This is a genomic window from Pseudoalteromonas sp. CO109Y (assembly GCF_004208935.1).
GTDB classification, from domain to species: domain Bacteria; phylum Pseudomonadota; class Gammaproteobacteria; order Enterobacterales; family Alteromonadaceae; genus Pseudoalteromonas; species Pseudoalteromonas shioyasakiensis.
The window spans coordinates 1-25698 of the sequence record NZ_SGPD01000041.1; the positions used below are offsets into that span (position 1 = coordinate 1).

The window sequence follows — 25698 nt, forward strand, 5'->3', positions numbered from 1 at the left end:
AGTCGTAGTGAAATGACAACACAAACGTATTTTTATATTGAAAAATACTACAACTCAGTAAGAAGGCATGGCACCCTTGGGTATAAAAGTCCCATGCAATACGAACAAGTTAATTAAACCCCGTGTCTACTTTATCGGGGTCAGATCATGAGTCTGAGAGCTGACGGCTGATAGCTGACAGCTCTTTTAACTTGCTAACTTTACTCTTTAAACTCGCTAGCTTGTTGGGTTTCGCTCCGCTCTACCCAACATACGAGCCATGAACCATCGCGCGAAATAAATTTCACGCCTACGGTAACTAATCCATCTCAGCAGCGAGTAGGTATCAACGACTTAAAGCTTATGACTTACAGCTTAAAGCGCCTTTACTCTTTCCCCTTGTAACTCGCTAACTTGTTGGGTTTCGCTCCGCTCTACCCAACCTACAAACCATCGCGCGAAATAAATTTCACGCCTACGCGATGTAACTTTACTCTTTACTCTTGAAACTCGCTAGGTGATGGTTTTGAGTCTGAGAGCTGACGGCTGATAGCTGACAGCTCTTTTTAATTCCGAGAGCCTAATACCCCGCAGCCTGGCCGTCTTTGCGGGTTTCTGATGCGCCGTAGTAAACGCCGGTTTTTGGGTCTTTCAATATAGCTTGATAACCACCGTATGGGCCAACCGCGTCTTGTAAAGTGTGGCCTTTTTTCATTAACTCGCGGCGGGTTTCCATTGAAAAACCTGACTCTAAGCTAACAAAACCACCGTCTTCCATAATCTCACCGGTTGGCTGCGATGAACCTGTGTGCAGAATACGTGGTGCATCACCGGCTTCTTGCAGGTTCATGCCAAAATCAATCATGTTGATAAGTATTTGAGCGTGCATTTGAGGCTGTGTGGCGCCGCCCATTACGCCATAACTCATATATGGCTTGCCATCTTTGGTGACAAAAGCAGGAATGATTGTATGAAATGGTCGTTTGCCTGGCTCATATTGGTTCATGTGGCCTTTTTTAAGGGCGAACATTTCGCCACGGTTTTGCAATACAAAACCTAATTTTGCCGGTGTCATACCTGAGCCCATGCCACGGTAATTACTTTGAATAAGTGAAACCATGTTGCCGTCTTTATCGGCGGTCGTCATATAAATGGTATCGCCTTCTACTGGGCCTGCGTGGTCACGTTTTGCGGCTTTGTTAGGGTCTATCAGTTTGCGTCTTTGGTCAGCATATTGCTGCGATATAAGTGTTTGTACAGGAATGGTGTTAAACGCTGGATCGGCGTAGTACTTAGCACGATCTGCAAACGCGAGTTTTTTCGCTTCAACAAAGGTGTGTACGTATTCAGGGCTATCAAAGCCTATTGCTTTGATATCGTAACCTTCAAGAATATTCAGAATTTGCTGTGCAGCAATACCTTGGCCATTTGGTGGCAATTCCCAAAGCGTATACCCTCTATAATCGGCGCTCACAGGCTTAACCCATTCACTATGATGGGCAGCTAAATCTTCATACGATAAGTAGCCGCCGTTTTCTTTCATGTAGCGACCAATTTCTTTAGCAATATCGCCTTTGTAAAAGGCATCTCGGCCGCCTTTGGCTATTTTACGATAGGTGTTTGCAAGGGCAGGGTTCTTAAAGATTTCACCTTTTTCTGGCATTGCCCCATCAGGCATATAAACATCTTTGAAGCCTGGGTATTTACCTCGTGCAGCCACACTTTTTTGCATGTAATAGGCAATCAGTTCAGACACAGGGAAGCCATTTTCAGCATAGTCGATAGCAGGTTGGAGTAAGGCTTTCATTGGTGTTTTGCCAAACTTTTTATGTAACTCAAACCAACCATCTACCGCACCAGGTACCGACACAGGCAAGGGCCCATAAGCAGGAATGTAGTCACCTTGTTCTTTTAAAGTATCAAAAGACAAGCTTAGTGGTGAACGACCAGAGGCATTTAAACCGTAAAGTTGCTTGCTTTTGTTATCCCAAACAATGGCAAATAAATCGCCACCAATTCCACACCCAGTCGGTTCAACCAAACCAAGCACTGCATTTGCCGCAATAGCTGCATCAATAGCATTACCACCGTCTTTTAATACTTGTAAGCCCACTTGCGTAGCTAACGGCTGTGATGTTGCAACCATACCTGATTGTGCGATGACTTCAGAACGACTAGCAAAGTTATGGCCAGTGATTCGATCGTAAGCTTGAGAGGCGCCTGTTGCGCCTAAGCATACTGCTAGCACTAAGCTTTTAAATAGTGGAGTTGGTTTCATAATTTTTTGCCCTTTTTGTTATTTTTATCACTATAAAAAGCAATTAAAGATGAGGCAATGGCTTTGCGTTCTAGCGCGAAAAATCACGATTGACTTCAAAAATAAGAAAAACAGCGGCTAACTTACCTAAAACCACTCCAATTTAGTAAATAGCAGAACCATTTAAGCACTGCTGTGCAACTGTCAATGCTTCGCCGTGAGAGTGCATATCCTCTGCTACAAACTGATCAACAAGAGAGTCAATCAGTTTTTCTTGCTTCATGGTATCGAGGGCGTGTTGCAGCTTATTGACCACCTCTGGCGATGTATTTTTGTTAAGTGCTAAGTAATTACCCACTAAGGCAGGGTGCTTTAACTCAAATACCGGCGTGACTTGGTCTGGGCTCATACCTACATTCATCAACTGTGATGAAAGAGTGAGAGAGGAGCCAATCAGCAAGTCATGCTTACCTTGCTTAAACATTTTTAACTCTTCAAACTTTTTTGAGTAAGTTAAAAATTGCAGGCCTTCAGCAAGGTTAAAATCAGCAAGAACGGTTTGATAAACATCACCACGAGATACGCCTATGGTGTAGTTTTGCAACGACTGTGTACTTGTCACTTTAATGTCGTTGCGAGCATTTAAACGGTATAAACATGAATGCCCAGATACCAAAGGACCAACCCAGTAAAATTGAGTTTCTCGCTTTGCGGTGCGTGAAGTAGAATAAATTCCAGCATTGGGTTGGGCGAGTGTTAGTGACATTGCGCGCTTCCAAGGCAATACACTAAACGTACAGCTCAACTTGGCTCTTTCACACAAAGATTCCATGATTTTGGTGTTAATACCGGTGAGTTGATTGTGCTGCACAAAGTTATAGGGAGGGAATACTTCGGTGTATAAAGTCAATTGTTCAGCACTCGCCATGGCAGTGCTGGCAGTGAATAAACTCACTATTGTTAAATGCTTAAACATCGCTCTTAACTCCAGTTTTTGCAGGTTATTCTGGTTTAACAATTCGACTTAACTGCTTTTGCAGTGTATTTAAACAAAAAGGTTTAATGATAAAACCATTCACTTTTGCTGTGATCATCTCGCTTACTGTTTGTTTACTGTCTTCGCAGGTTACCATCAATACAGGTAAATCACATAGGACTGGGTTTTCGCGAATATGATTAAGCAAACATTTGCCATCCATTTTCGGCATATGCAAATCAGTAATCACCAGATCAAAGCTGTGTTTTTCTAGTAAATCAAATGCTTGAGCGCCATCAGTCGCCTCCGTTATATCCTTATATTCAAGCCTACGCAACATGTTTATCAACACATGGCGCATAAGTGGCATATCGTCAACGACCAGTATTTTCATCTAGAGTACTATTAAGTATTACAGTATTTAAAGCTTAGTTTGCTAACTCAATAACGCAATAAACCAGAAACTAAGAAAAAATATCTGCAACAAGCTGGCTAAGTCGTGCAATTTTAATATTGCTCAACTGGCGGTAATCAAAATAGGGGCAAACAATCACTTTATCTGATTTACTAATAGCAAATTCATCGTCAAGCCAAGTTAGCTGGCAATGCAAAAGCCCGTCATTTATAAGCTGCTTAGCATGGGTTCGCCCTGCAATTATATGTAATTGCTCTGGTTTGCCTAATATCGGTGGGCTAAACAGTAATGCAGTTTGGCTATGTGTTTGCAGTAGTTGTTCATCGCGAAAGCTCTGCCAATCAGGTGCTCTTTTAGCAAAATCATAATATTCACTTGGTAGTGCAAAAAGTACTTTGCCATACACATTAAAAACTTTGCGCCAACCATTGCCACATGCTTGGTTTATTTCGTTTATGTGGCCGGGTTGCATTACATGCAAATGCTTAAGCTGTTGCCAAGCAGGCATCGGCGGGCGCTTTTCTATATAAACAGCGACTCTAAAGGCTTCATCACCAAAACCCTGCAGTGGCATACTTTTAACGACACTCATGACTTTTTAGCGAGGATTCGATCTAGGTTATTTGCAAAGTTTTGGCGGTCAGCTTGGCTTAACGGCGGCGGGCCACCGGCCATTTCAACGCCACTTGAGCGCATTGTTTCCATAAAATCACGAACATTTAAACGTGAGCGAATGTTTTCAGTCGTATACAACTCACCGCGTGGATTAAGCGCTTGGGCACCTTTTTCGATAACTTCAGCAGCTAAAGGAATATCACCGGTGATCACCAAATCATTTGGCTCGATGCGCTTAACAATTTCGTTATCGGCAATATCAAACCCAGAAGATACCTGCAAACGGCTAATAAACTTTGAGGGTGGCACTCGCATCGCATGGTTCGCCACTAATGTGGTAAAGGTTTGTGTGCGCTCTGCGGCACGAAACAATATTTCTTTAATAACGACGGGGCAGGCGTCTGCATCAACCCAAATCTTCATGCTGTTCTCAATCTTTAATTTTAGACATTAATAGTTTACCGTAATTGAACTAAATTAGTGCTATTAACGTATTAATTTGTTTAATTTTTAAAGGGAGTAAAAACGTGCAAACATCATTAAAGTTAATCGGGGTTTTATGTATCACAGCCATTTTATCTGCGTGTACAGGCGTGCCAGACAACATCAAACCCGTCGATAATTTTGAGCTAAACAAATACACAGGAACCTGGTACGAAATTGCACGTTTAGATCATTCATTTGAACGCGGCCTTGAGGGCATTACCGCTGAATACTCAATTAACCCTGATGGCAGTGTAAAAGTTATCAATAAAGGTTACAGCGCCGAAGATAAAGAATGGCAGCAAGCTGAAGGTAAAGCGAAGTTTGCAGAGCAACAAGACATTGGTCACTTAGAGGTATCATTCTTTGGGCCATTCTATAGCTCATATGTAGTGTTTGAATTAGATAAGCAAGACTATCAATACGCTTATATTACTGGCTATAACAAAGAGTATTTATGGTTTTTGTCGCGCACACCGACCGTGACAGAACAGCAAATGCAGGACTTTATAAACACAGCAAAAGAATATGGTTTTAAAACAGACGAACTTATTTATGTTGACCATGAGAGCTTGTAAAGGGGCTTTACACCTGTCTTTAAACTATCACGAATGTGCAACACAACTGTAATGGATGCTAGGCAAACTTAGCGTCGTTAATTTGAAACAACATGTGATCCCCCAATTTAATCCCCTGCTTGGGTAGGCATTGCCTACCCATTTTTTTATTACTTAATTAAGCACTATTGCAAATTGGTATCAGATCAGTTTTTTACTAACTACACTACAAAATCATCACCGAAAAGCCACTCAACAGCAAAACAGACATAGTTAATACACTGACATGCTTTACCCATGAAACAGTAAAACTGTATAAAATCATGAGCATAAGTACACTTAAAGCCATATAACCGCAAAATAGCAATGCGCCGTACCCAGCATCTGACAGCACGCAAAGCACCAAACTTAGTAAAATACTGATCCAGCCGCTGAATAAAAAGCTACTTCGCTGTTTTTCGGTTAATTTCTTTTTAAATACATCACGGAAATGATTGAATTTTGCAAGTGCAAAACAATTAAAGCCTAAAAAGCAGAGACTAAATTGCAGTAACTCCATCATCCTTGTTGCTCCTTTAACAGCCTGTTTTTATTTAATTTAGTCTTATTTGTAGCGGTTTTATGGCTAGGTATTTTTTTGCTTTGTAGTAAAAACAGCAGCCCAGCACAAATAAACGCACTATCAATACCGAATAAGGCCCACTGCTGAGTTAGTAAATACGTGATCCAATTACCATCTGTTGTCAACGCATTTACCACAGGTACTAATAAGCAAGCAGCAGCGTTAAGCCAAGCACTATAGCGCCAGTGGCGTTTTTCTCGGCCGATCACAGCAACGATTAGCATCGCCAGCCAAGCTAAGAAAAACACGAGTATTTCTTTATCGGCACGCCCGGCTAACCCTAAAGGTAATAATCGATTAGCAATGAAGAACGCTGCGGTTGCAATTGGTAAACCCATCAGGGTGGCTAAATTTAGTGTCTCAACGAGCTTAAGCCCAAAGCTTGGTTTTTGCTCTGCTTTGAGCCTCTCGCGTAAGCGCTTTGCCCACATGATGCAGCCTGTAGCTATCATGGCACAGCCAGCTACACCACAGAAAAAATATAACCAACGTAGCAACGGCTCGGCTAAACGACCGCTATGTAATGCCGTCATTGAGTCATAAAACTGCGCCGAAGCGCTCCAATCTTCGCCAGAACTCGCTTCAAGCTCACCTGTTACACCACTAAATAAGTAGCGTGGTCCGTTATCTACAACCTCTTTGCCGGTTGCCAAATAAACCACGATTTGTGAGGTCGCTGTATTGGCATTTCTAACAAACACGTAGCTAATGTCGGCATTCGGTGACTTAGTATAAATCTGATCTAACACATCTTTGATTGCCACCATAGGGCGCTGCTCTTCACTGGGCTTTGCACGTTTATTAATAGGCAATGCCTCATCAAACATTTGCCTTAAGCCATTTTCATATACAGTCTCGGCAGGGTAGGGGAACAGCATAAATATAAGCGTGATAATCCCCGTGTAGGTGATCATGATATGAAATGGCAGTGCCACCACCGACGAAACATTGTGTGCATCGAGCCAACTTCGGCTGCCTTTGTTTGCTCTAAAGCTAAACATATCTTTAAAAATACGTTTGTGGATCACTATGCCTGTTATAAGCGCTACCAACATAAATAATGAGGCTAAACAAACAATTATCCTTGCAGTAAATACATCTATGTAATGTAAATCAAAGTGTAAGCGATAGAAAAAGTTACCCCCCTTAGTTTCCCGAGGTTCGGGTAATTGCTCTAAGGTATTAGGGTCTAGATGTGTATAGTTGAAAGGTGCACGGCGCTGACCAGGCTGTTTAGGCTCAGCAAACCCATAGCTTAAAACAGGGTTACGCGGCTCAGGTAAGTTTATCCGCCAAGATAATGAATTAGGTGCCTGTTGCTGTAATTGCGCAAACACATAATTAATTTGCTCGGCTTGAGACTGAACCCGTTGTGCTTGATGCTGCACATGGTGCGTTTCAGGCTTGGCCCAAATAGTGATTTCATCTTTAAAAAAGCTGATGGTGCCAGCAAAAAAGATTAAGAACAGTAACCAGCATACCAATAAGCCAACCCAGGTATGAAGCCAAGTCATTGAGCGGAAAAAGCTCTCTTTCATAACCAATCCTTAATCAATGAAAGGGCCAGCAATTGCCCACTAGTTGTTAGTAAAATAGTGATCCAAACAGTCTTTAAAGACTTAACGGCAAATACCCAAATAAACACACAACAGTAAAAAAATACCGATAGAGTCGTGGTTAACAGCACGCTGTCGAGTTTATTAAGTGGTAATAACACAGCTAGTAATGAAATAAGCACACTGGTAAAGGCGTAACCACCAATGATGGCTGCAACGAAACGCAAAAACACAGCAAAACGATAAGATAGGCTCACAGAGCTCTTTTTAGCTGTATTTTTAGGGCGATTGGTAGTCACTGCATCTAATGATTGAGAATGCATGATAATCCCTTAAAAAATAACACGAGAAGAAAACCCCGTATTATATCGCCGACAAACAGAAAAGATAGTAATTATCATTTGCATGCACGTATAAAATAATGAAACAGAACCAACTAAGTCGATCTGTTAGTAAAATAATGATCTGCTAGCTTTGTTCTGTGCAATATCATATGGTGTTAAGTAAATAAAAAGGGAGCTGAAATGAAAACAATAGGCTTAATCGGTGGCATGAGTTGGGAATCTACACAAAGTTACTACCAGCTTTTAAATCAAGGTGTTAAAAACAAACTGGGGGGGCTGCATAGTGCCAAGATAGTACTCGTTAGCCTCGATTTTGCCGAAATAGCTGTGCTTCAACAGCAACAAGATTGGCCACAGATGGCCGAGATACTCATTAAGGCCGCTAAGCAAGTTGAAGCCGCGGGTGCGGATTATTTATTAATTTGTACCAACACCATGCACAAACTAGCTGAGCAAGTGCAAGCTGCGGTTGCAATTCCTTTGTTACACATTGCAGATGCAGTTGGTGAAAACCTGATCCAACATAACTTTAAAAAAGTGGCTTTGTTGGGCACCCAGTTCACTATGGAACAAGACTTTTACAAGCAACGCCTAGCTGATAAATTCGCCATAGATGTGTTAATTCCTGATACACAGGGGCGTGAAACAGTGCATCGAGTGATTTATGATGAACTATGTAAAGGCATTATTAGCCCAGAATCTAAAGCTGAGTATTTAACCATTATTGATGATCTAACTCAGCAAGGTGCTGAAGCCATTATTCTTGGTTGCACCGAAATAGCGCTGTTAGTTCAACAATCAGATACATCTATTCCATTACTTGATAGTACAGCACTTCATTGCGCTATGGCGCTTGAGAATAGTTTAAATTAGGAGCACACCATGTCGAACCACCATAGCTTAAATTATGTTGAATTTGCTGCTAAAGATTTAGCCGCAACAAAGGCATTTTTTCATCAGGTTTTTAAATGGCAATTTACCGACTATGGCCCTGAATACACGGCCTTTAGCGCTGAATCAGCGGGCCTTGATGGCGGTTTTTATCAAGCCCCATTAACTAGCTTAACCAATAATGGCGGCGCGCTACTGGTGCTTTATTCAAATAATATTAAAGAGACTCAAGCACAGGTAGAAAAACACGGCGGCACAATTATTAAACCCTTGTTTGATTTTCCTGGAGGCTGTCGTTTTCACTTCACAGAGCCAAGTGGTAATGAGTTAGCAGTTTGGTCAAAGCAAGCATAGATCATATTTTTACTAACTCATGAGTACTCAATCATTATTAGAACAAGTTAGTAAATGCGTGATCTGCGAACCTCATTTACCACTCGGAGCGCGGCCCGTTATTCAGTTTAATCCACAGGCTCGCATTTTAATTGCTGGTCAAGCACCGGGAATTAAAGTGCATGAAAGTGGCAAACCGTTTAATGATGCAAGCGGGCAAAGGCTTCGATGTTGGCTTGGTGTAACGAGTGATGAGTTTTACGATGAGCGCAATTTTGCTATCTTGCCGATGGGCTTTTGTTACCCGGGCAAAGGAAAATCAGGTGATTTACCGCCAAGAAAAGAGTGCGCGATTGCATGGCGTGAAAAACTCTTAGCGCAACTTAATAATATTGAGCTCACCATTATCTTAGGTAAGTACGCGCAGGCATATCATTTACCCCACACTAAGCAGCTACCTTTAACTGAGTTAGTAAAATCGTGGCGTGAATATTGGCCAAATTACTTGCCACTTCCTCACCCAAGCCCTCGCAATAATATCTGGCTAAAGAAAAATCCGTGGTTTGAGCAACAAGTATTGCCTGAGCTTAGTAGTAAAATACGTGCAATTTTAGCAAGGTAAAAAATGGAAAATAACTTTTTTGCTGAAAACGGCTACTACCATGTAAAGGGCCTTTACACAGAGAGTGAGCTTAGCAAGGTAAGGGCAATTCTCAATAAATTTCATCATCACTGGTTGCAAGAAAACCAATCTTTTTACCAATCCAGAGGGATTAATAGCTCAGGTTTGACTGGTGCTGCATGTTTAAGTGTTGAGGAAAAGTTTGCTCTTTTTGAGTTTGTCAGCGCCAACACACTATTGAAACAGGTTAAGGGTATTGTTGCTGAGCCCCAGTTTATGAATACTCAACTATTCTTTAACCCTTACAACCCTAAACAGGCAAATTATTGGCATCGCGATATGCAGTATCACTTAGAGCTTGATGCGCAAAAGGCCGCTCTTAGCGGCCCTGAAGTGTTGCATTGCCGCGTTGCTTTTGAAGATGAGCCGGGAATAGAGCTAATACCAAGCAGCCATAAAAACTGGGATTCAGATGAAGAATTAATAGTTAGATTAGAACAGCAGGGCGCTCGAAATAGTGACTCACTAACTCGTGGTAAAAGTGTAGCACTCAAAAAAGGTGACTTACTCATATTTTCGGCAAATATGATCCATCGGGGCTTATACGGTATGAATCGTTTTGCCCTAGATATTTTATACTTTGAACGTCACCCAAGCCTTAATGAGTTTGTACAAACTGGATTTTTACCAACTGCACAACAAAAGCAGCATCTAAAAAACCCTATGGTATTCAAGTAAGCACAAAAAAGCGGCTTCTTAGCCGCTTTCTTTATTTTATTGTGCAGTTACTGCAACATTGCGAACAATTCTTTTAACTGCGGCATATACTGCTTAACTAAGTTAACGTTACTTTCGCTAACATTTGCTGTTGCAGTACTTGCTTTAACACCTTCTAAAGCACCTGCCATTGAGCGAGTCCCCGCATCAGATGAAGATGCTGTAAGGCTTTGTAAACCACTCATTGCTTGATTTACACGTTGCTTGTTCTCTTCTGACATACCCGCTTTAAGGTTTTCTAAATACGCCATTGATACCTCTGAGCCAACAGTAACTAACTGCTCAGGTGTGAAACCATATTGCTTGGTCAGGGCTTCAAACTCTGTGTATAGCTCGTGATCTTTAATGTGGCCTAATGCATCCATTACTGACGAACTGTCAACACCATCAGAACTACCTAGCATACCACCGAGATTTACAGTATCTAATTCAGACTGATTTTGTGACCAATTGACCACAGCAGGTAAGGCTTTTATATAACGCTGTAGCTGGCTTTCAGTAATATCTTCTGCGAAGCAAGAAAAACTCATCGCAAGTAGGCTCATAGAAATAAGTAGTGCTTTCATCGTGATCTCCTTTCTTTCAAAATGGTTAGCAACCGGCGCAAATAGTCGAGCTATTATGTTTAGCCAATTACAAATGTTACAATACCTTTTTTACCATAGCTAACTGAACCTGATGTTAATTATTTCTAATACCGTCAAAATTGATGAATGGGAACTCGACTTTAGTGCGATCCGCTCGCAAGGCGCAGGCGGGCAGAACGTCAATAAAGTAGCTACAGCTATTCATCTTCGTTTTGATATTAATCGCTCAAAGTTACCTGACTTTTACAAACAACGTTTACTTAATTTAAATGATTCTCGAATTACCAAAGAGGGCGTTATTGTCATAAAGTCGCAAAGTCATCGCACGCAAGAAATGAACAAAGAAGATGCGCTTAATCGTTTGAAAGAATTAATCATTAATGCAACACAAATACAAAAGAAACGAAGAGCAACAAAACCAAGTAAAAATTCCCAGAGAAAGCGCATGGACTCTAAAACAAAAAGAGGACAAACAAAAGCATTAAGAAAAAATGTAAAATTCTAACTTTCACATCAGAAGATCGTGTCAAAAATAAGCAGAACTGTAAAGAAGTGTAACTTGTTAACAAAGTTAATTGATGGTTAATCCTGCCGCGTCTATAATAGTCATACAATCTCACCATTAATGAAGGAGCCGCGTATGGGCCAGAAATCACGCATTGTTGCCGCTGCAATGATAACGCTGTCAGCTTTGCCTATGTCGAGTTTTGCTGTAGATTCATGGCAAGCCGGAAGCGCGTATCCGCAAGGTAGTGAAACCTGTTACAACGAAATTCTTTATAAAGCCAGATGGTGGGCAACCCCAGGAGAAGAGCCTGGCAGTTCACAATGGGGCGCTTGGGTTGCAGATGTCGCCTCAAAAACCTGTGTACAGAGTGTCGTAAAGAAACAAGACGATTTACTTAAGTCTCTACCTACAATTTTCGAACCAAATATCAATAAAAAAGGGAGTTCTGATTAACTCCCTTTTTTAATCTTTAATCAAACGTGTGATGCCTAGTCATTGCAAAGCGATTTAAGATGTGATGCATTATATACACCGCACATAAGCTCAATAGTATGGCCACAGACACCGACGAAAAACGATAGAGCGCGCTGTAAACCAGATCTTGCCCCGGCCCTAATGACTGGCCAAATAAAATACCAAATGTGGTGATAATACCAAAGCCAACACCCGGAATACCGCCACCAATTATGTGATAACGACTAAAGATAAAGGTCAAAATCCACAGAATTAACGCAGGAAATATCAAAATATCGGTATGGTTATACAAAAATAACTGTGCCACTAACGCTAAGTTACAACCGATTAAGGTGCCTATCGCGCGCTGCCATGCTGCCATACCCGCCGCTTTCCAGCACAATGAAAACAATATCAGTACCGAGGCTGCTTGAGCAGAGATAGAGTCTTGTAAATCAAATACCTGAAATACAACAAATGATAAAGTCGCGACGGTTGAACAAAGCAATACTTCGTGGCGTATACTTTCTTTTGCTTTCTCTGGCATTACCCGACCTTGCCGTGGTGCAACATCAGGGAATAAACCATGCATTAGCATCGAAAACAGCACAGTTACGACAACTGCAACAGCGTTACTAATGATCAGCGGATAAATACTGACACCACCGCCGGTGTAGGTCGAAAAATGCAATTGAATCGACAAACTCACCACCGTTGTGGCGCCAAATAAAAAGTTAGCGCCACGGCTCATTTGATAGAACAAAAAGGCAAAGGCTATAAAGCTCATCATTGTCATTACAACAGGCAAGTGTGCAAACAGCCCTTGCACAACCAGCACAAACAGCGCACTAAACACCGCGCCTGCGTAAAACTGACGAATAATATGCATGTTAAGCACAGGCACTAAACCGAGCAGTAACATAGGGTAAACAGTGAAAAAGATGCCATTCGGCCAGTTCATCAATTTTGCCAGTGAAAACCCTAATGCTGAGCCCGTAGCAATGCGTAGCGCTTGGCGTAAGCCATTACCATCGAGTTGCAATACTGACATAATTCACCCAGCCTTAGTAAATGAAGTGCAGAACACTAATGAAGCGAATTTGCATGCTTGCAAACCAACTGCCAATGCTAGAGTCAGGCAGAAGTTGCACAGTTGCACGCGCACCACTTGGAAATTTTGCCAGCATCTGGTGTTCATCTAGCTGAATATGGATACGTTGACGCTGTGCATCTCGTACCCAACGGTTGCTGCTTTCAGTAGCACTGAGTAAACCGTTAGCATTAAGCTGGCCATCACTCACACCCGCTTCAAAACTAACAATTTTGCCTGTAAACACTTTGCCCGGTAGCGCATCAAAGCTGACTTTTGCAGTGCTACCAACTTGTACGTGAACTAAAGACTTTTCACGAAAATCAGCCACTAAATCAGCTTTATTAGCAACTATCGCCATTAACGGTTGGCCCTTATTAGCATAGGTACCCGGTGTTACCTGTAAGTTTGCTGTTTTACCGTCGGTATCGGCTGTCACTGTGGTGTACGACAGGTTTAGTTTCGCTTGTTCAAGCTGGTTTTGAGCATGACGAAGCGCTAAATTGTCATCCCCTATTTTACCGCGCGCTAATTTAGCCTCGCTAAGCTGGGCTTCAATTGCAGCCACATTGGCTTTGCTTGATTGATAGTTCGCATTGATAGTTTCGTACTCTTGCTCTGAAATAGAACGCTTTTTCAATAGCGACTCACCGCGTTCAAACAGCAACGTTTGCTCATGTAGCTTAGCTTGAGCAGCCGCTAACTGTGCTTCTATTGCTTTCACACTACTATCTAAACGTTGGTTTTGTAGTTTTGCATCATCATATGCAAGTTCAGCTTGTTGCACGGCAAGCTCAAAAGGCTCATCGTTAATCTTAAACAAGGCTTGCTGTTTTTCGACGGCTTGATTATTAGTCACTAACACGTCAGTCACACGACCACTTACCTGTGGGGTCACTTGCACAACCGGATGATACACACGGGCCTGCGGTGTAACAGGCATATACAAATCGGCAATCACAAAATATAAAAATAAAACAATAAAACCCGCTAAAGAGATTTTTACGTAACGGGCAAACTTTTGATCTGGTGTCATAACGTTACTTATCTCCTGAATAATGACGGATACACTGACGGGCATTCTGTTCCATCTGAATTAAGCCATGCGCCATGGTATCGAGTTGCTCGGTGGTTAAATCGGCATAAAGGTGCTCTTTCACATCGGCAATAATCACCTGCAATGTGTCTAACAATTGTAGACCTTGCTCAGTGAAATACAGACGTTTACTGCGTTTATCTTCAGCGTCAGCTTTACGAGCAATAATCTCTTGTTGCTCAAGCTGCTTAATAGTGCGAGTTAGTGAAGGCATTTCAATGCCTAAGCTATTTGCTAACTCTTGTTGCGTACAACCTTGGTTTAGATGAAACAGGTGCATCATCGCGGTCCAGCGAGATTGGGTAAGACCCAAAGGCTCAACCGCCAAAGTGACAGCATCGCGACATAAACGATGCACACGGCCCATACTGCCGCATAATGTTAAATCAAGAGTTTCGTGAAAAGGGGGAGTGGAAGACATGATGCGCTCCATTTACTTAGCATGCTAACTATTTTAATGTAGTTAGCATGCTAAGTAAATATTAGTGCAATTAATAAAATAGATAGCTGTGTTCGATAAAAGCGAACAACTGCAAAAGTTATCTGATAGATAACACTATTTAGCAATTAACTCTTTGATATGGCTTTCATAGAGGTCTAATTTATCAGCTACAAACCCTGCGTGTTGGAACCGTACTACGCCTTCTTTATCGATTAAAAAGCTGCTCGGCATCCCTTTAAGTTGATATTGTCTGCCAATAACAGCATCTGGGTCGTAAATAATATTAAAGTTAACTGCAAACTCAGCTAAAAATGCATCGGCATCACCGCGCTCAACATCAATATTTACAGCTATCACTTCAAGCCCTTGCTGTTGATACTTGCTCTGCATCGCTATAAACCAAGGAAACGAGCGTCGGCACGGGCTGCACCAAGATGCCCAAAAATCGAGTAACACGACTTGCCCTTTGTATTGATTTAATAGTTTAGACAACTGCTGCTGACTTGCAGCTAAAGGTGGGGGAGAAGGGGGCTCTGCCATAGCAGCAGAGCTGGTAAATAAAAGACATGCAATTAAGGCGTATTTGATCATTGATAATTTAATAAATTCGCTGGTGAATATTGGTCAGTGAGCACCTTGGTATCCGCTGGCCAATCTTGATTACCCTTAGTATAAAACAAATGCTCGCTGAGTAACTGCAAATCAACATCGTAAGGGGTTAGCTTATTTGCGAGTTTGTTGACGCGTTCGGCTAACTGTTGCTGGCTAGGCATAGTCTCGAAGCCAGCTAAAATAATGCGATTAGAGTTTTCATCGGTCACAACATTAACAAAGTCACCAAACACATCGAAGTAAGTTGCCGACTCATGCTGGTACAATTTACTCGATGAAAAAGTATTTGCAGCGACAATTCCGCCATCAGCCAAAACACTTTTTACTTCCGCAAAAAACTCCTTAGTGAGGAGGTGCTCAGGGATATAATCGCCGTTAAAGGCATCAAGAATAATCCAATCGTACTTTTGTTTTTTAAGTGCGGCACGTTTAATAAAAATTCGGCCATCTTGCACCTTAGACGTTACGTTATTAGTTTCTACAAAGCTAAAATAATCACGGGCAACTTTTATTACCGCGGGGTCAATTTCGACATTTTCGATATGAGCGCTAGGGTAAAGCTCATGAATGGTATTAGAGAGTGAACCTCCTCCTAAACCTATGATCAATACATTTTTAGGATCATCAATAAATAGTAAGCTTGCGAACGTCATTTTGGTGTAATTAAACACCAGCTTTTTAGGCTCACTCTTATACATACAACTTTGCGTACTTTTACGGGTTTTTTCGTTAAATTTTAAACACAGTAAATCGCCTGTCTTCTCCACTAAAATATTTCGATAAAGCGAGCGCTCTTTATGTATTACTTCGGCTAAGCTGCTAAAAGGCAATGTCATGAGCAAACAAACCATTAAGACTCTAAACATACAGTACGCTCCTTTGTTTTTATTTGACTAACCGCAATTGCAAGCAAACCAAGCGCGCCTAATACCGCTGCAAAGGTTTTAATGATGTCGTTAACATCAAACGCTAACACCATATAAAAAGAGGTAATAATCGTACCAAGCGCACTACCTAGGGTGCTCACAAAATACAAACCACCGGCAACCTGGCCACTTTTTTCATGATCGGTAACCAATAATCGCACTGAGTAAGGTGAGATCATACCGAGTATTGTTGTAGGAATAAAAAACAACGCCGTTGATGCCAGCAACGAGCCGTAACGACTGTCTTCAACATGGGTGAAAATAAAGGTCATAATTGGCTCAGCAAACAATACTATTGGCACCACCATAATACTCGCTACAAAGAAAATGAGACCATATTTAGTTAACGAAGGATTGCGGGTTGAGAGCTTACCGCCAAGTAAATAGCCGAAAGATAAGCTCAACATAAATACAGTGATAATACTGCCCCATATATGCACACTGCTACCAAAGTACGGCGCTAAAATTCGCCCGCCTAAAAGCTCAATTCCCATAATGCAAAAGCCGCTACTAAAGGCTAAAAAGTAGATAAGCGCATTGATTTTATTCATTAAACACCCGCTGATTTTGTTGTTATTTTACCCATCTTAACCTGATGCAGATAAGGATGCCATGACTGTTTTTTAAGCTGTAAAGGCCGTTGACAAAATATAGTCTTTTTAAAATAAATAATTAAAAAGGCTAGGTTAAAGTACATGTGCTCTGGTATTTTACTGGGAACAAATTAAGCAAGGATAAATGCAATGGATCAGCAAGTAACACACATCAATATCGACAACCCAACGACTTTATTTGGCCTCAAAGTTCGCACCAGCAATATTAATGAAATGAGTGGGGAAAGTGCCAAAATAGCGGGCCTATGGCAGCAGTTTTACACAGACATAGCGCCAAAATTAACCCCATCTAGTCAAGTTTATGGCGTGTATACTCATTATGAATCTGATGTCACAGGGGAGTTTGATGTCTTTGCGTGTACTGACATGCAAGTCACATCATCAGAGATAGAACAAACTACACTCGCCACAGGTAACTACCTTCGCTTTAGTGGCAAAGGAGCAATGCCACAAACCGTCATCGATGTTTGGGGCCAAGTTTGGCAGTACTTTAGTAATGAACAGTGCCCTCATATTCGTGCATATAAAACTGACTATGAGTTTTATAAAAGCAGTGAAGAAGTTGAAGTATTCATTTCAGTTGAATAACGCCAACCCCTATTTTTAGTGTAAAGCCCCATTACAGATAAAGCCGCTTATTGCGGCTTTTTGTTTGCTTAATTGGCGTATCTCAGCGCTAATTGTTCTGCTTTAGCATAAGCGTTAGTCAAAGAACGTTGATGTCTTTGGTCGTTAAATTCTTGATACTCACAGGCAATTTCATCAATGTGCTCAGCACCTAAATACTTACTCAAGGTTTTAATGTGCGGCACTAAATGGCTCATACTCTCGCGTATACCACCGACCTCAAAACCAAACTCACCCGTTGAGGTAATAACCAGCAAACGTTTACCTGTTAACAATGGTTGCAAAGGAAAATCCCCCCGCTGCAAGTCAAAATCAAACGTTTTATTGATCCTAACGATTTGATCAAACCATGCTTTTAATTGCGCAGGCATGCCATAGTTATACATAGGCGTTGATATCACTATGGTATCAGCCTTAACTAATTCATTTATCAATTCATCAGATTCAGCCAGTACTTCTTTTTGCTCTAGCGTTAACTTGTTGGCTGGCGTAAACACAGCACCAATCCAAGATTGATTAATAAAGGAAGGTGGATTAATCCCAACATCACGATAAATATACTCAGCTATAGCATTATTTTGCTGTAAATGATTTACAAATTTCTTAGCAATATTTTTAGAGATTGAATCATGATTAGGGTTTGCATTTTTAGCTGAACGCACACTAGCATCAATGTGTAGCAGAGTAGTCATAGTAAATACCTCATTAGTTAATGAGTTGGTATCATCAATAAATAAGGGATATTTAACAAACGAGTTATTATTTACCATAAGTAAGTTATACTCACCTATAAATTTAGGTGGGTTTAACTATGCACATATCATTACAAGCTTTAAAAGCCTTTGAGTCAGCTGCGAGACTAGGTAGCTTTAAAGCAGCCGCCGCTGAGCTTGCGATTACACCTACAGCGGTATCGCACCACATTGCGAACCTAGAAAGCCGCTTAAATATTGACTTATTTCATCGCGAAGTGAGAAAGATTACCTTAACTCCATCAGGCGAGTACCTGAGCCAAAACACAACTAGCGGCTTTAAGCTTATTTTTGCGGCAATAGAACAATTGAGCCAAGCACATAACCAAGTACGCATCACCACAACATCATCTCTAGCAGCCCTAAGATTAATACCCGCTTTAGATGAGCTTTATAGCGAGAAACCACATTTACAGCTTGATATATCAACCAGTGAAACTTTAGATAAGCAACTGCATACCTTGCCTGTTAGGTTAGGAAATAGTGAGGAAGTAAACAAAGCAGATATCATCAAATATGAGCGCTTTGATATGTTTGCGGCAAACGCGCAACAAAGCGCCCCTTGGCTTGATAAACAGGTTACTTTATACACCAGCCAATGGAAAAATAATGCCCTACCAGCCCCACCATTAACGCGGTGGCTCAAAGTAAATAACCTAAGTGATTCATGTTTCAAGGTAAAAACATTCGATCAAGAGCTGTTTGGTATAAATCAGGTGCTCGCCAATAAAGGTGTGGTGTTTTGCTCAAACACCTTAGTACAACCATACCTAGATGCAGGGTTACTAACATCGTTTAATAGCCAAGATGTTGAATCAAAACTGTGTTACTACATTCCCGAAAAGTCTCGCTTTGAAACAGCAACACATAACGTTGTGATTGAATGGCTTGAGCGGTTACTGAATTAATGATGTACAAATAACCATCATTTAAGTTACTGTGGTTTAGTAACTTTTAGTCACCAATAAGGATGTTGTTGTGTATAAATTACTACTCTTTGCTAGCCTATTTCTCGCTGTTTTTTCTACCAGCGCAGCGAAAATTATCGATGATGAACACGTCACAAAAGAAACAGACTGCTTCACAGGTATCTTTGCTGACTATGATTCGTGGCATCAATTTATTGCGCAAAAGAATAAACGCAAAGCTAAAAACGAAGAAGCATACTTAAAGCGCATTAAAGCCTTTGAAGAAACCTTTCCACAAGATATGTTCGATAACTTTAAAGCTAATTTAACCTGCCATAATTTTAAATATCAGGTCGATAATGTTGAGGTGCTTGGTTATATCATCAAACCTAAAGTCATCAAGAATAAGCTTCCAGTATTAATTTATAACCGCGGCGGTAACGGTAATTTTGGCAGTGTTTATTTTGCAGCAATGATGCGCAATTTATTTCCTTTAGCAGAGCAAGGCTTTGTGGTTATCGGCAGCCAATACCGCGGTACATTAACTAAAAATGATGATTTAGATGAGTTTGGTGGCAAAGATGTTAACGACGTACTTGCGCTTATAGATTTTATTCCTCACATAGCAGGTGCAGATGAAAGCCGCATTGGCATGTTAGGAGTAAGTAGAGGCGGTATGCAAACCCACCTTGCGATGCAACACACAAACAAGATAAAAGCCATTGCAACCATTGCAGGGGCGACTGATTTAGTCAAAGAGCTTACGTTTAGACCTAACATGGAAAAAAACGTGTATGTGCGTCGTATCCCCAATTATAAAGAGAACAAACAAGCAGAGCTTGAAGCACGCTCTGTGATGAACTGGGTTGATAAGCTATCACCTAAAGTGCCCATATTACTTATTCATGGCAGTGACGATAAACGAGTATCGGTCGAAAACTCAATTCAATTTGCCAAAGCGCTAGATAAGCATCAAATACCTCATAAACTTGTGGTGTATGAAGGTGATAACCACTTTTTAATGAACCATAAAGAACAACTTGAATCAGAGCTAGTTAATTGGTTTAACAGCTATTTGTAAGTTTAAAGGGTCAAAACCCTCTCTAACGAACTAGCTAACAAAGTTTTTAAAGCCATTATGAATCAAAAGGTAAAATCTTGAATAAATTTTATCTTGATAAGATTATTATCAAGTAAGGTGTTATGGTGAGTATTTTTTAATACTATTAAATCAGGCTTTATAGACAATTACATATTATCTATCAACAAGCTAAAAGAATAAATGGGTCTCTATTAAGGAAACTAAAAATGACAAGGAAATGGCTTTTTGCATTATGCTGCAGTATTTTTTCAAGCTCAGTCGTTGCGGTAACTATTGAGGATGTGAATGTAGCAATTAATGATACTTTCAATTATTTACATTCTAATAAATCTATCACAGAGATCGATGAAAAACGCCTTCAAAATAATATTGATATCCTTGAGTCAGGCTCTCGAGAAATGACATTTTCTCCTGAAGATTTTGCAATCATACTACGCGCTCAGTTAAATGCCGCCGAAGCTATTAATAGAAAGTACAAATTTAATAACCTTCCTATCGATGTTTCTCAAGTACAAAAACTACTTAATAACTTAGATGACTTAAAAGAAGTAACTGACTCATATCTAGGTGACCTTGAATATACTGCGGGACAAATTTCAGCTCATCAATTAGATAATTACAGCTTAGCTTATCGTTATTGGTCAACGTGTGGGGAATCAGGTCATGCTGGGTGCATGAATATATTAGCATCTAGCTACGAAAGTGGTGAATTTGTTGTGGAGCAAGATCTTGATAAAGCAGTCTATTGGCATTCCAAAACAATAAATACCGGTATACGTTGGATGTGTGCAGGACTGTTTTCAGCACGCCGATTAGCAATCCTTAATACAATAGGCATAGAGACTCATAAATCAACATCTTTTTGGCTAGATACAGCTTCAGAACTGAGAGCAAAATTAGCAACTCATACGGATAAACCAGGTGTCTGTGATGAAGACAGTGAATATTTGCTTAACTATGTTTTACTTGGTTTTGATGATAAATGGCTCGATAAAATAGCAAAAATAAAACTAGATTCAAAAAATATAGTTAATAATGGCCGAGAAAAGTATTTATCTCTTTTTAGTAAGGCTAAAACGATTGAAGAATTACAGCCAGCGTTAGATATTATGTATGATGACAATAGACGCTGTATTGGCGCAGAGGAATTTGCGTTAAAAGTACGAAGAGATAGCACAGCATTGAGTCAGATTTTAAACTACGTATCAAATTTAGACCCTGAACAATGTGCTGCAGAAAAATATACCATCAACCGCCTACACCAACAAAGTATGGCAGATTAAAAGAGAGACCATGTCACTATAGAATTACAATAGACAAAACTTTTTCCTTATCAAATTTATACATAACCCTCGTAATTTTTTCGTGTAACGGGGGTTTACAGTTTGCATAAAAAAACCGCAGCTTAATGTCTAAGCTGCGGTCTTAATGTCTAAGCTGCGGTCTTAATGTCTAAGCTGCGGTCTTAATGTCTAAGCTGCGGTATTTTTTAATAAAGCATATTTACTTGTTAAGTAAATGCTTTTCGAAGAAGTTAGCCATCATAGTGTGATAGTGCAGGGTAGTGCCTTTACCTTCTCGTAGGCTGTGAGAACGGTTCGGGTAAGAGAAAAACTCGAACTGTTTATTGTGCTTAACTAATTCGTTAATTAAACGCTCTGAGCCTTGGTAGTGTACATTATCATCTCCGGTACCGTGGATCAGTAGCAACTTACCTTGCAGGTCTTTTGCAAAGGTGATCGGAGACGTGTTGTCGTAACTTTCAGGATCAGTATTTGGGTTACCCGCATAGCGCTCTTGGTAGATAGTATCGTACAAGCGAATATCAGGCACTGGGGCAGAGGCAATCCCAACTTTATATTTATCACCATGGCGGAATAACAAATTAAGCGTTGAACTACCACCACCTGAGTGACCCCATACACCAACACGGTCGGTATCAATGACATCCCAACGTTTTACCATTGCATCTAGGGCGTCAACTTGGTCACGCACGGTTATAGAGCCTATTTTTTTGTAGATAGACTTACGCCAATCTCTGCCCTTTGGTGCGCGCGTGCCGCGGTTATCAACTGAAGCAACAATAAAGCCTTGCTGAGTTAGATACGACTTGTATAAGTAACTGTTACCTTCCCAGCGATCTTGTACTGTTGAGCCCCATGGCTCACCGTAAACATAGAAAACGATTGGGTATTTTTTGCTTTTATCCATATTCGCTGGGAACATGATGTAGCCATCAAGCTCAACACCATCGCGCGCATTAACCGTAAAGAACTCGTGAGTCGGTAATTGCTCAGTCGCTAATTTCTCTTTTAATGCTTTGTTCTCAACTAAGGTTTTCACATTACTGTGATCGCTTACTTTGATGATCTCTTTCATTGGTGGGGTGCCAAATTTAGAGAAAGTATGCATTGCCCAAGAGGTATCTTTAGACATGTAATAGCTGTTTGAACCATCAAATGACGCAGGCGTTACGCGCACCGGTTTAGAGCTGCCATCAAGCGAGGTACGGAATAAGTAACGCTGGCCCGGATCATCCGGTGATGCAGTAAAGTACATAACGTTTTTATCTTCGTTGAGCGCTAACATATCAATGATGTCGTACTCGCCCGGTGTTAAATCGGCTATCGTTTTACCATCGCGAGATACACGGTACAAATGGCGCCAGCCATCACGCTCACTGTGCCAAATAAAGAACTTACCGTCTTTTGACCAGTTTGCTTTATAAAACCATTCAATAAAGGCATCGTCTTTATCTTCAAGAATTTTAGTCAGCTGCTGTTTTTGCCAGTCGAATAACCAAACCTTGTTGTGGCTTTGCGGGCGGTTAAGATCTTGGATCATCAAAGATTCACCAGTGCCTGCCCAGCTAATACGTGGAATATAACGATCGCGATTATCACCACCTAGTTCAGCCCAACGGGTTTTCTTGTCATTAAGACTAACCACCCCCACTTTAACCGCAGAGTTCATCTCGCCGGCTTTTGGATACGGGAATTCTTTAAGGGTAGGGTAGAGATCATCGGTGTTATTGATCATGGTGAAGTATTTCACGCCACTGGTATCAAGCTGCCAATAGGCAATTGATTTGTTGTCTGGACTCCAGCGAAAACCATCATGAATGGTAAATTCTTCTTCGTATACCCAGTCAAAATTACCATTAACAATGGTGTCGTTACCGTCAGTGGTTAAAGCAGTCACAGCCTTGCTGCCGACTTTTTCCATGTAGATATTGTTATCACGCACGTAAGCTACTTTTGAGCTATCTGGTGAGAACTTAGCAAACATCAGCTTTTTCGCTTCGATGTTTTCGCCACCTAACTGATACAGCGAATCAGTTTCGAGGTTTAATAGCCAAAAATCACCACGGCTACGTGAGCGCCACACTTGCTCGCCATTGGTAAAAACCATCAGCCATTTACCATCTTTAGACCATTGATAGCTTTCAACAGTGAGTGGCTCTTTATCACCTTTGGGAATTAATTTTTCGTAGCTAACCAGTACCTTACGACCCGTGACATCAGCGTTATAAAACACAATATCATTGCCTTTTACGCCGTGCTCATCGTCTTTAGCTTTGTCGTCTTGGTTGTTTTTATCGCTTTCGCGCTCTTCAAGTACCGTATAACCAGTACCATCATCGAGCCACGTAAAATAGGTGCTACGCTCAGCTTTAAAGTCTTTTTCTTTATAAATTTGTTCAAGCGAGAGCGAATTAGCCGTTGCGTTCACTGTTGCTGATGGTGTGCTTACTTGCTCTGTACTTGAGCATGCTTGCAAACCTAAACCCGCAACCACAGCAAACGCAAGGGTTGATGTTTTTATCAAGTTCATTTTGTTGTTCCTAGGTTTTAACTTACCTAGCGTACCAAAATAAACTTATAAAATCTGAGCTTTTATCGTGTTATCAGGGGGGTTGAACTTAAACTCAATCGTCCCACAAGAACATACTGGCTTGCTTATTGGCAATACGTAGTTCGTAGATATCACTACAAGGGCGCATCGCCGCACCATAGCAAACATGTAACGGCAATAAGTGCTCTTCTCGAGGATGACTAAAACGCGCCACAGGGGCCATTTGCCATTCTAATAACTTAGCTTGTCGCTGCTGTTCACTCAGTTCAGTATTGCCACAGACATCGACTAACCATTGCTCAAAAGCCATATTTTGCGCTTTAATTTCAGCGGTTTCAGGGGTGAAAAATGCGCGCATATTATGAAAAGTAAAGCCAGAACCAATGATCAATAAATTATCGTAATCAAGCTGTTGTAAAGCCTCACCTATCGCTAGGTGTAAGCTCGGCTCAAGGCTTGGATGTAACGACAATTGCACACAAGGTATATCTGCTTCTGGATACATAATTTTCAAAGGCACATACATACCGTGATCAAAGCCACGAGATGGGTTTAATGTGCTATCGATATTAGCTTTTGCCAATGCTTGATGTACTTTTTCGGCAAGGGCTGGTTCACCTGGGCTTGGGTACTCAATACTGTAAGCAGGCTCAGGAAAACCATAGTAATCATAAATTAGCTCAGGAGCTGCGCTCGAAGTAATGCTAATAGGGTTCGCTTCCCAGTGCGCACTCACCATCAAAATAGCTGACGGCTTTTGAATTTTTGCAGCAATAGACTGCAAACAAGTGACCATATCGGCATGACTTGGATCGCCAAGTAAAGGCATAGGACCGCCGCCATGAGAAACAAAGAAAACGCGTGGCTTTTGCATAAATGTGCTCCTTAAATACACTTTTCACTATAGTGCACGCACAGAGATACAAAAACTAGCCAGAAAAACGCACAACTAGAGTGTGAATTTACACACCACTAGTTTGTAAGTACTAACTTAAATGCCAAGCTACGTTCATGGCGGGGACTTGCCCTTTTAAGCCACCTTCGAGAGGTTCCTTGCACAGTAATGTTAGTTGATAAAAAGCATCGTAGTGCTGATGTAGCTCATCGGCGACTACACTAAACGGCGGGCCCGAAAACTCATTTTGCTGATACTCAAAGACCACCACTAATTGTTTAGCTCTATTGGTCAACTCTAGTAAATGCTGGGTATAGCGAATGCGCATTGGCTTTGGCAGCGCAACTAAGGCAGCACGGTCATAAACCGCGTTGATAGTGCCAAGTTCATTCGCGGTCAGTGCAAAGATATCACCTACCCAAACGGTTAGATTTGCGCCTTGGTAACGTAATAGCTCGCCGTGTTGGCTGATTTCGGGTTCTAGCTTTAACTCATCAAATAATTGCTTAATGGCAATCTCACTAAGCTCAGCCCCAACAACACGCATACCTTGTGCTAGCAAATAATGAATGTCGTGAGTTTTTCCGCACAGTGGTACAAAAACAGTATCGCCTTGCTGCAAATTCAAGTTAGTAAAATACTGATCTAGATAACGGTTAACGTCTCCTTCATGAAAACCAATTTCGTTATTTTCCCAACGTTGATGCCAATGCTTTGCGTCCATTACATACTCCTAAAATGTTTCAATAAAAACATGATAACTAATTACAAAAATGCTAAAAATAGCAAGATAAACAAACTATG

31 protein-coding genes are annotated in these 25698 nt (G+C 41.0%); 12 read left to right on the top strand and 19 right to left on the bottom strand.

The features are described 5' to 3' along the window. Positions 1-117 (top strand): IS3 family transposase (locus EXT43_RS20935; RefSeq protein ID WP_346470011.1); only part of this gene is annotated, 117 nt, incomplete at its 5' end. A gap of 442 nt (positions 118-559) precedes the next feature. On the opposite strand, the gene ggt is transcribed toward EXT43_RS20935, so the two are convergent. The 5 genes from ggt to EXT43_RS16655 form a co-directional block, all read right to left on the bottom strand. Further along, positions 560-2257 carry a gamma-glutamyltransferase gene (gene ggt, locus EXT43_RS16635; RefSeq protein ID WP_130167490.1) on the bottom strand — a complete coding sequence of 566 codons (1698 nt, stop codon included), beginning with the start codon at positions 2255-2257 and terminating at the stop codon, positions 560-562. Between the two features lie 142 nt (positions 2258-2399). After that, entirely contained in the window at positions 2400-3212 is an 813-nt protein-coding gene (locus EXT43_RS16640; RefSeq protein WP_130167491.1) for a transporter substrate-binding domain-containing protein, read from the bottom strand. A gap of 25 nt (positions 3213-3237) precedes the next feature. Then, positions 3238-3606, bottom strand: coding sequence for a response regulator (locus tag EXT43_RS16645; protein ID WP_063530004.1), 369 nt, complete (start codon positions 3604-3606; stop codon positions 3238-3240). Positions 3607-3676: 70 nt separating this feature from the next. Then, entirely contained in the window at positions 3677-4219 is a 543-nt protein-coding gene (locus EXT43_RS16650; RefSeq protein ID WP_240701527.1) for a hypothetical protein, read from the bottom strand. After that, positions 4216-4665 (bottom strand): YaiI/YqxD family protein, encoded by a 450-nt coding sequence (locus tag EXT43_RS16655; protein WP_062565438.1) that lies wholly within the window; start codon positions 4663-4665, stop codon positions 4216-4218. Before EXT43_RS16655 ends, EXT43_RS16650 begins: the two co-directional genes overlap by 4 nt. 104 nt (positions 4666-4769) lie before the next feature. Here EXT43_RS16655 and EXT43_RS16660 point away from each other — a divergent pair, with 104 nt between their 5' ends. Next, on the top strand, positions 4770-5303 hold the full coding sequence (locus EXT43_RS16660) for a lipocalin family protein (protein ID WP_063528008.1): 534 nt from the start codon (positions 4770-4772) through the stop codon (positions 5301-5303). Between the two features lie 205 nt (positions 5304-5508). Here the strand turns inward: EXT43_RS16660 and EXT43_RS16665 are convergent, their stop codons facing one another. From EXT43_RS16665 to EXT43_RS16675, 3 genes are read right to left on the bottom strand one after another with little or no spacing between them, the layout of a single operon-like run. Beyond that, complete coding sequence (locus tag EXT43_RS16665; RefSeq protein ID WP_062565440.1) at positions 5509-5844, bottom strand: DUF3325 domain-containing protein; 336 nt, start codon at positions 5842-5844, stop codon at positions 5509-5511. Continuing rightward, a complete protein-coding gene (locus EXT43_RS16670) occupies positions 5841-7442 on the bottom strand; it encodes a PepSY-associated TM helix domain-containing protein (RefSeq protein ID WP_130167492.1) in 1602 nt (533 codons plus the stop codon). Before EXT43_RS16670 ends, EXT43_RS16665 begins: the two co-directional genes overlap by 4 nt. Next, positions 7439-7783 (bottom strand): hypothetical protein, encoded by a 345-nt coding sequence (locus EXT43_RS16675; RefSeq protein WP_240701528.1) that lies wholly within the window; start codon positions 7781-7783, stop codon positions 7439-7441. Before EXT43_RS16675 ends, EXT43_RS16670 begins: the two co-directional genes overlap by 4 nt. A gap of 201 nt (positions 7784-7984) precedes the next feature. Between EXT43_RS16675 and EXT43_RS16680 the strand changes: the two genes are divergently transcribed. From EXT43_RS16680 to EXT43_RS16695, 4 genes are read left to right on the top strand one after another with little or no spacing between them, the layout of a single operon-like run. Further along, complete coding sequence (locus EXT43_RS16680; RefSeq protein ID WP_130167493.1) at positions 7985-8677, top strand: aspartate/glutamate racemase family protein; 693 nt, start codon at positions 7985-7987, stop codon at positions 8675-8677. Positions 8678-8686: 9 nt separating this feature from the next. After that, positions 8687-9049: a VOC family protein gene (locus EXT43_RS16685; RefSeq protein WP_062565443.1), complete on the top strand. Its 363-nt coding sequence runs from the start codon at positions 8687-8689 to the stop codon at positions 9047-9049. 19 nt (positions 9050-9068) lie between these two features. Continuing rightward, positions 9069-9650: a uracil-DNA glycosylase family protein gene (locus EXT43_RS16690; RefSeq protein ID WP_130167494.1), complete on the top strand. Its 582-nt coding sequence runs from the start codon at positions 9069-9071 to the stop codon at positions 9648-9650. Positions 9651-9653: 3 nt separating this feature from the next. Continuing rightward, on the top strand, positions 9654-10388 hold the full coding sequence (locus EXT43_RS16695; RefSeq protein ID WP_130167495.1) for a phytanoyl-CoA dioxygenase family protein: 735 nt from the start codon (positions 9654-9656) through the stop codon (positions 10386-10388). Between the two features lie 47 nt (positions 10389-10435). Here the strand turns inward: EXT43_RS16695 and EXT43_RS16700 are convergent, their stop codons facing one another. Continuing rightward, positions 10436-10993, bottom strand: a complete 558-nt coding sequence (locus EXT43_RS16700) for a short-chain dehydrogenase (RefSeq protein WP_130167496.1) — start codon at positions 10991-10993, stop codon at positions 10436-10438. A 112-nt stretch (positions 10994-11105) separates the two neighbouring features. On the opposite strand from EXT43_RS16700, the gene arfB reads away from it, so the two are divergent. Together arfB and EXT43_RS16710 are read left to right on the top strand one after the other, a co-directional pair. Further along, positions 11106-11519 (top strand): alternative ribosome rescue aminoacyl-tRNA hydrolase ArfB, encoded by a 414-nt coding sequence (arfB, locus tag EXT43_RS16705; RefSeq protein ID WP_062565447.1) that lies wholly within the window; start codon positions 11106-11108, stop codon positions 11517-11519. A gap of 135 nt (positions 11520-11654) precedes the next feature. After that, entirely contained in the window at positions 11655-11975 is a 321-nt protein-coding gene (locus EXT43_RS16710; RefSeq protein WP_062565448.1) for a hypothetical protein, read from the top strand. 16 nt (positions 11976-11991) lie between these two features. Here EXT43_RS16710 and EXT43_RS16715 read toward each other — a convergent pair whose 3' ends face one another. From EXT43_RS16715 to EXT43_RS16740, 6 genes are all read right to left on the bottom strand, one after another. Further along, positions 11992-13026 carry a DUF2955 domain-containing protein gene (locus EXT43_RS16715; protein ID WP_062565449.1) on the bottom strand — a complete coding sequence of 345 codons (1035 nt, stop codon included), beginning with the start codon at positions 13024-13026 and terminating at the stop codon, positions 11992-11994. Between the two features lie 13 nt (positions 13027-13039). After that, positions 13040-14101 carry an HlyD family secretion protein gene (locus EXT43_RS16720; RefSeq protein WP_058584361.1) on the bottom strand — a complete coding sequence of 354 codons (1062 nt, stop codon included), beginning with the start codon at positions 14099-14101 and terminating at the stop codon, positions 13040-13042. A gap of 4 nt (positions 14102-14105) precedes the next feature. After that, complete coding sequence (locus EXT43_RS16725; RefSeq protein WP_058584360.1) at positions 14106-14582, bottom strand: MarR family transcriptional regulator; 477 nt, start codon at positions 14580-14582, stop codon at positions 14106-14108. A 135-nt stretch (positions 14583-14717) separates the two neighbouring features. Beyond that, entirely contained in the window at positions 14718-15194 is a 477-nt protein-coding gene (locus tag EXT43_RS16730) for a TlpA disulfide reductase family protein (protein WP_130167497.1), read from the bottom strand. Next, on the bottom strand, positions 15191-16081 hold the full coding sequence (locus EXT43_RS16735) for a fused MFS/spermidine synthase (protein WP_062565451.1): 891 nt from the start codon (positions 16079-16081) through the stop codon (positions 15191-15193). The genes EXT43_RS16730 and EXT43_RS16735 overlap by 4 nt, the downstream gene beginning before the upstream one ends. Beyond that, a complete protein-coding gene (locus EXT43_RS16740) occupies positions 16066-16692 on the bottom strand; it encodes a fused MFS/spermidine synthase (protein WP_062565452.1) in 627 nt (208 codons plus the stop codon). Before EXT43_RS16740 ends, EXT43_RS16735 begins: the two co-directional genes overlap by 16 nt. 192 nt (positions 16693-16884) lie before the next feature. On the opposite strand from EXT43_RS16740, the gene EXT43_RS16745 reads away from it, so the two are divergent. Continuing rightward, positions 16885-17343 carry a GyrI-like domain-containing protein gene (locus EXT43_RS16745; protein ID WP_062565453.1) on the top strand — a complete coding sequence of 153 codons (459 nt, stop codon included), beginning with the start codon at positions 16885-16887 and terminating at the stop codon, positions 17341-17343. 68 nt (positions 17344-17411) lie between these two features. On the opposite strand, the gene EXT43_RS16750 is transcribed toward EXT43_RS16745, so the two are convergent. Continuing rightward, a complete protein-coding gene (locus tag EXT43_RS16750) occupies positions 17412-18074 on the bottom strand; it encodes an NAD(P)H-dependent oxidoreductase (protein WP_062565924.1) in 663 nt (220 codons plus the stop codon). A 119-nt stretch (positions 18075-18193) separates the two neighbouring features. Between EXT43_RS16750 and EXT43_RS16755 the strand changes: the two genes are divergently transcribed. The 3 genes from EXT43_RS16755 (at position 18194) to EXT43_RS16765 (ending at position 21427) form a co-directional block, all read left to right on the top strand. Beyond that, entirely contained in the window at positions 18194-19042 is an 849-nt protein-coding gene (locus EXT43_RS16755; RefSeq protein ID WP_130167498.1) for a LysR family transcriptional regulator, read from the top strand. A gap of 70 nt (positions 19043-19112) precedes the next feature. Then, complete coding sequence (locus EXT43_RS16760; RefSeq protein ID WP_062565454.1) at positions 19113-20123, top strand: prolyl oligopeptidase family serine peptidase; 1011 nt, start codon at positions 19113-19115, stop codon at positions 20121-20123. 227 nt (positions 20124-20350) lie between these two features. Continuing rightward, positions 20351-21427 carry a sel1 repeat family protein gene (locus tag EXT43_RS16765; RefSeq protein WP_062565455.1) on the top strand — a complete coding sequence of 359 codons (1077 nt, stop codon included), beginning with the start codon at positions 20351-20353 and terminating at the stop codon, positions 21425-21427. Between the two features lie 220 nt (positions 21428-21647). Here the strand turns inward: EXT43_RS16765 and EXT43_RS16770 are convergent, their stop codons facing one another. The 3 genes from EXT43_RS16770 to tmpT all read right to left on the bottom strand — a co-directional run bounded on the left by EXT43_RS16770 (position 21648) and on the right by tmpT (position 25618). Beyond that, positions 21648-23978: a DPP IV N-terminal domain-containing protein gene (locus EXT43_RS16770; protein WP_130167499.1), complete on the bottom strand. Its 2331-nt coding sequence runs from the start codon at positions 23976-23978 to the stop codon at positions 21648-21650. A gap of 94 nt (positions 23979-24072) precedes the next feature. Then, a complete protein-coding gene (locus EXT43_RS16775; RefSeq protein WP_062565457.1) occupies positions 24073-24873 on the bottom strand; it encodes a class III extradiol ring-cleavage dioxygenase in 801 nt (266 codons plus the stop codon). Between the two features lie 112 nt (positions 24874-24985). Continuing rightward, complete coding sequence (gene tmpT / locus EXT43_RS16780; RefSeq protein ID WP_062565458.1) at positions 24986-25618, bottom strand: thiopurine S-methyltransferase; 633 nt, start codon at positions 25616-25618, stop codon at positions 24986-24988. Positions 25619-25698: the final 80 nt, after the last annotated feature.

Excerpts from the sequence above, each read along its gene's own strand:
- ggt (WP_130167490.1), bottom strand. The coding sequence starts at position 2,257 with ATGAAACCAACTCCACTATTTAAAAGCTTAGTGCTAGCAGTATGCTTA.
- EXT43_RS16640 (WP_130167491.1), bottom strand. The coding sequence starts at position 3,212 with ATGTTTAAGCATTTAACAATAGTGAGTTTATTCACTGCCAGCACTGCC.
- EXT43_RS16645 (WP_063530004.1), bottom strand. The coding sequence starts at position 3,606 with ATGAAAATACTGGTCGTTGACGATATGCCACTTATGCGCCATGTGTTG.
- EXT43_RS16650 (WP_240701527.1), bottom strand. The coding sequence starts at position 4,219 with ATGAGTGTCGTTAAAAGTATGCCACTGCAGGGTTTTGGTGATGAAGCC.
- EXT43_RS16655 (WP_062565438.1), bottom strand. The coding sequence starts at position 4,665 with ATGAAGATTTGGGTTGATGCAGACGCCTGCCCCGTCGTTATTAAAGAA.
- EXT43_RS16665 (WP_062565440.1), bottom strand. The coding sequence starts at position 5,844 with ATGATGGAGTTACTGCAATTTAGTCTCTGCTTTTTAGGCTTTAATTGT.
- EXT43_RS16670 (WP_130167492.1), bottom strand. The coding sequence starts at position 7,442 with ATGAAAGAGAGCTTTTTCCGCTCAATGACTTGGCTTCATACCTGGGTT.
- EXT43_RS16675 (WP_240701528.1), bottom strand. The coding sequence starts at position 7,783 with ATGCATTCTCAATCATTAGATGCAGTGACTACCAATCGCCCTAAAAAT.
- EXT43_RS16680 (WP_130167493.1), top strand. The coding sequence starts at position 7,985 with ATGAAAACAATAGGCTTAATCGGTGGCATGAGTTGGGAATCTACACAA.
- EXT43_RS16685 (WP_062565443.1), top strand. The coding sequence starts at position 8,687 with ATGTCGAACCACCATAGCTTAAATTATGTTGAATTTGCTGCTAAAGAT.
- EXT43_RS16690 (WP_130167494.1), top strand. The coding sequence starts at position 9,069 with ATGAGTACTCAATCATTATTAGAACAAGTTAGTAAATGCGTGATCTGC.
- EXT43_RS16695 (WP_130167495.1), top strand. The coding sequence starts at position 9,654 with ATGGAAAATAACTTTTTTGCTGAAAACGGCTACTACCATGTAAAGGGC.
- EXT43_RS16700 (WP_130167496.1), bottom strand. The coding sequence starts at position 10,993 with ATGAAAGCACTACTTATTTCTATGAGCCTACTTGCGATGAGTTTTTCT.
- arfB (WP_062565447.1), top strand. The coding sequence starts at position 11,106 with ATGTTAATTATTTCTAATACCGTCAAAATTGATGAATGGGAACTCGAC.
- EXT43_RS16710 (WP_062565448.1), top strand. The coding sequence starts at position 11,655 with ATGGGCCAGAAATCACGCATTGTTGCCGCTGCAATGATAACGCTGTCA.
- EXT43_RS16715 (WP_062565449.1), bottom strand. The coding sequence starts at position 13,026 with ATGTCAGTATTGCAACTCGATGGTAATGGCTTACGCCAAGCGCTACGC.
- EXT43_RS16720 (WP_058584361.1), bottom strand. The coding sequence starts at position 14,101 with ATGACACCAGATCAAAAGTTTGCCCGTTACGTAAAAATCTCTTTAGCG.
- EXT43_RS16725 (WP_058584360.1), bottom strand. The coding sequence starts at position 14,582 with ATGTCTTCCACTCCCCCTTTTCACGAAACTCTTGATTTAACATTATGC.
- EXT43_RS16730 (WP_130167497.1), bottom strand. The coding sequence starts at position 15,194 with ATGATCAAATACGCCTTAATTGCATGTCTTTTATTTACCAGCTCTGCT.
- EXT43_RS16735 (WP_062565451.1), bottom strand. The coding sequence starts at position 16,081 with ATGTTTAGAGTCTTAATGGTTTGTTTGCTCATGACATTGCCTTTTAGC.
- EXT43_RS16740 (WP_062565452.1), bottom strand. The coding sequence starts at position 16,692 with ATGAATAAAATCAATGCGCTTATCTACTTTTTAGCCTTTAGTAGCGGC.
- EXT43_RS16745 (WP_062565453.1), top strand. The coding sequence starts at position 16,885 with ATGGATCAGCAAGTAACACACATCAATATCGACAACCCAACGACTTTA.
- EXT43_RS16750 (WP_062565924.1), bottom strand. The coding sequence starts at position 18,074 with ATGACTACTCTGCTACACATTGATGCTAGTGTGCGTTCAGCTAAAAAT.
- EXT43_RS16755 (WP_130167498.1), top strand. The coding sequence starts at position 18,194 with ATGCACATATCATTACAAGCTTTAAAAGCCTTTGAGTCAGCTGCGAGA.
- EXT43_RS16765 (WP_062565455.1), top strand. The coding sequence starts at position 20,351 with ATGACAAGGAAATGGCTTTTTGCATTATGCTGCAGTATTTTTTCAAGC.
- EXT43_RS16770 (WP_130167499.1), bottom strand. The coding sequence starts at position 23,978 with ATGAACTTGATAAAAACATCAACCCTTGCGTTTGCTGTGGTTGCGGGT.
- EXT43_RS16775 (WP_062565457.1), bottom strand. The coding sequence starts at position 24,873 with ATGCAAAAGCCACGCGTTTTCTTTGTTTCTCATGGCGGCGGTCCTATG.
- tmpT (WP_062565458.1), bottom strand. The coding sequence starts at position 25,618 with ATGGACGCAAAGCATTGGCATCAACGTTGGGAAAATAACGAAATTGGT.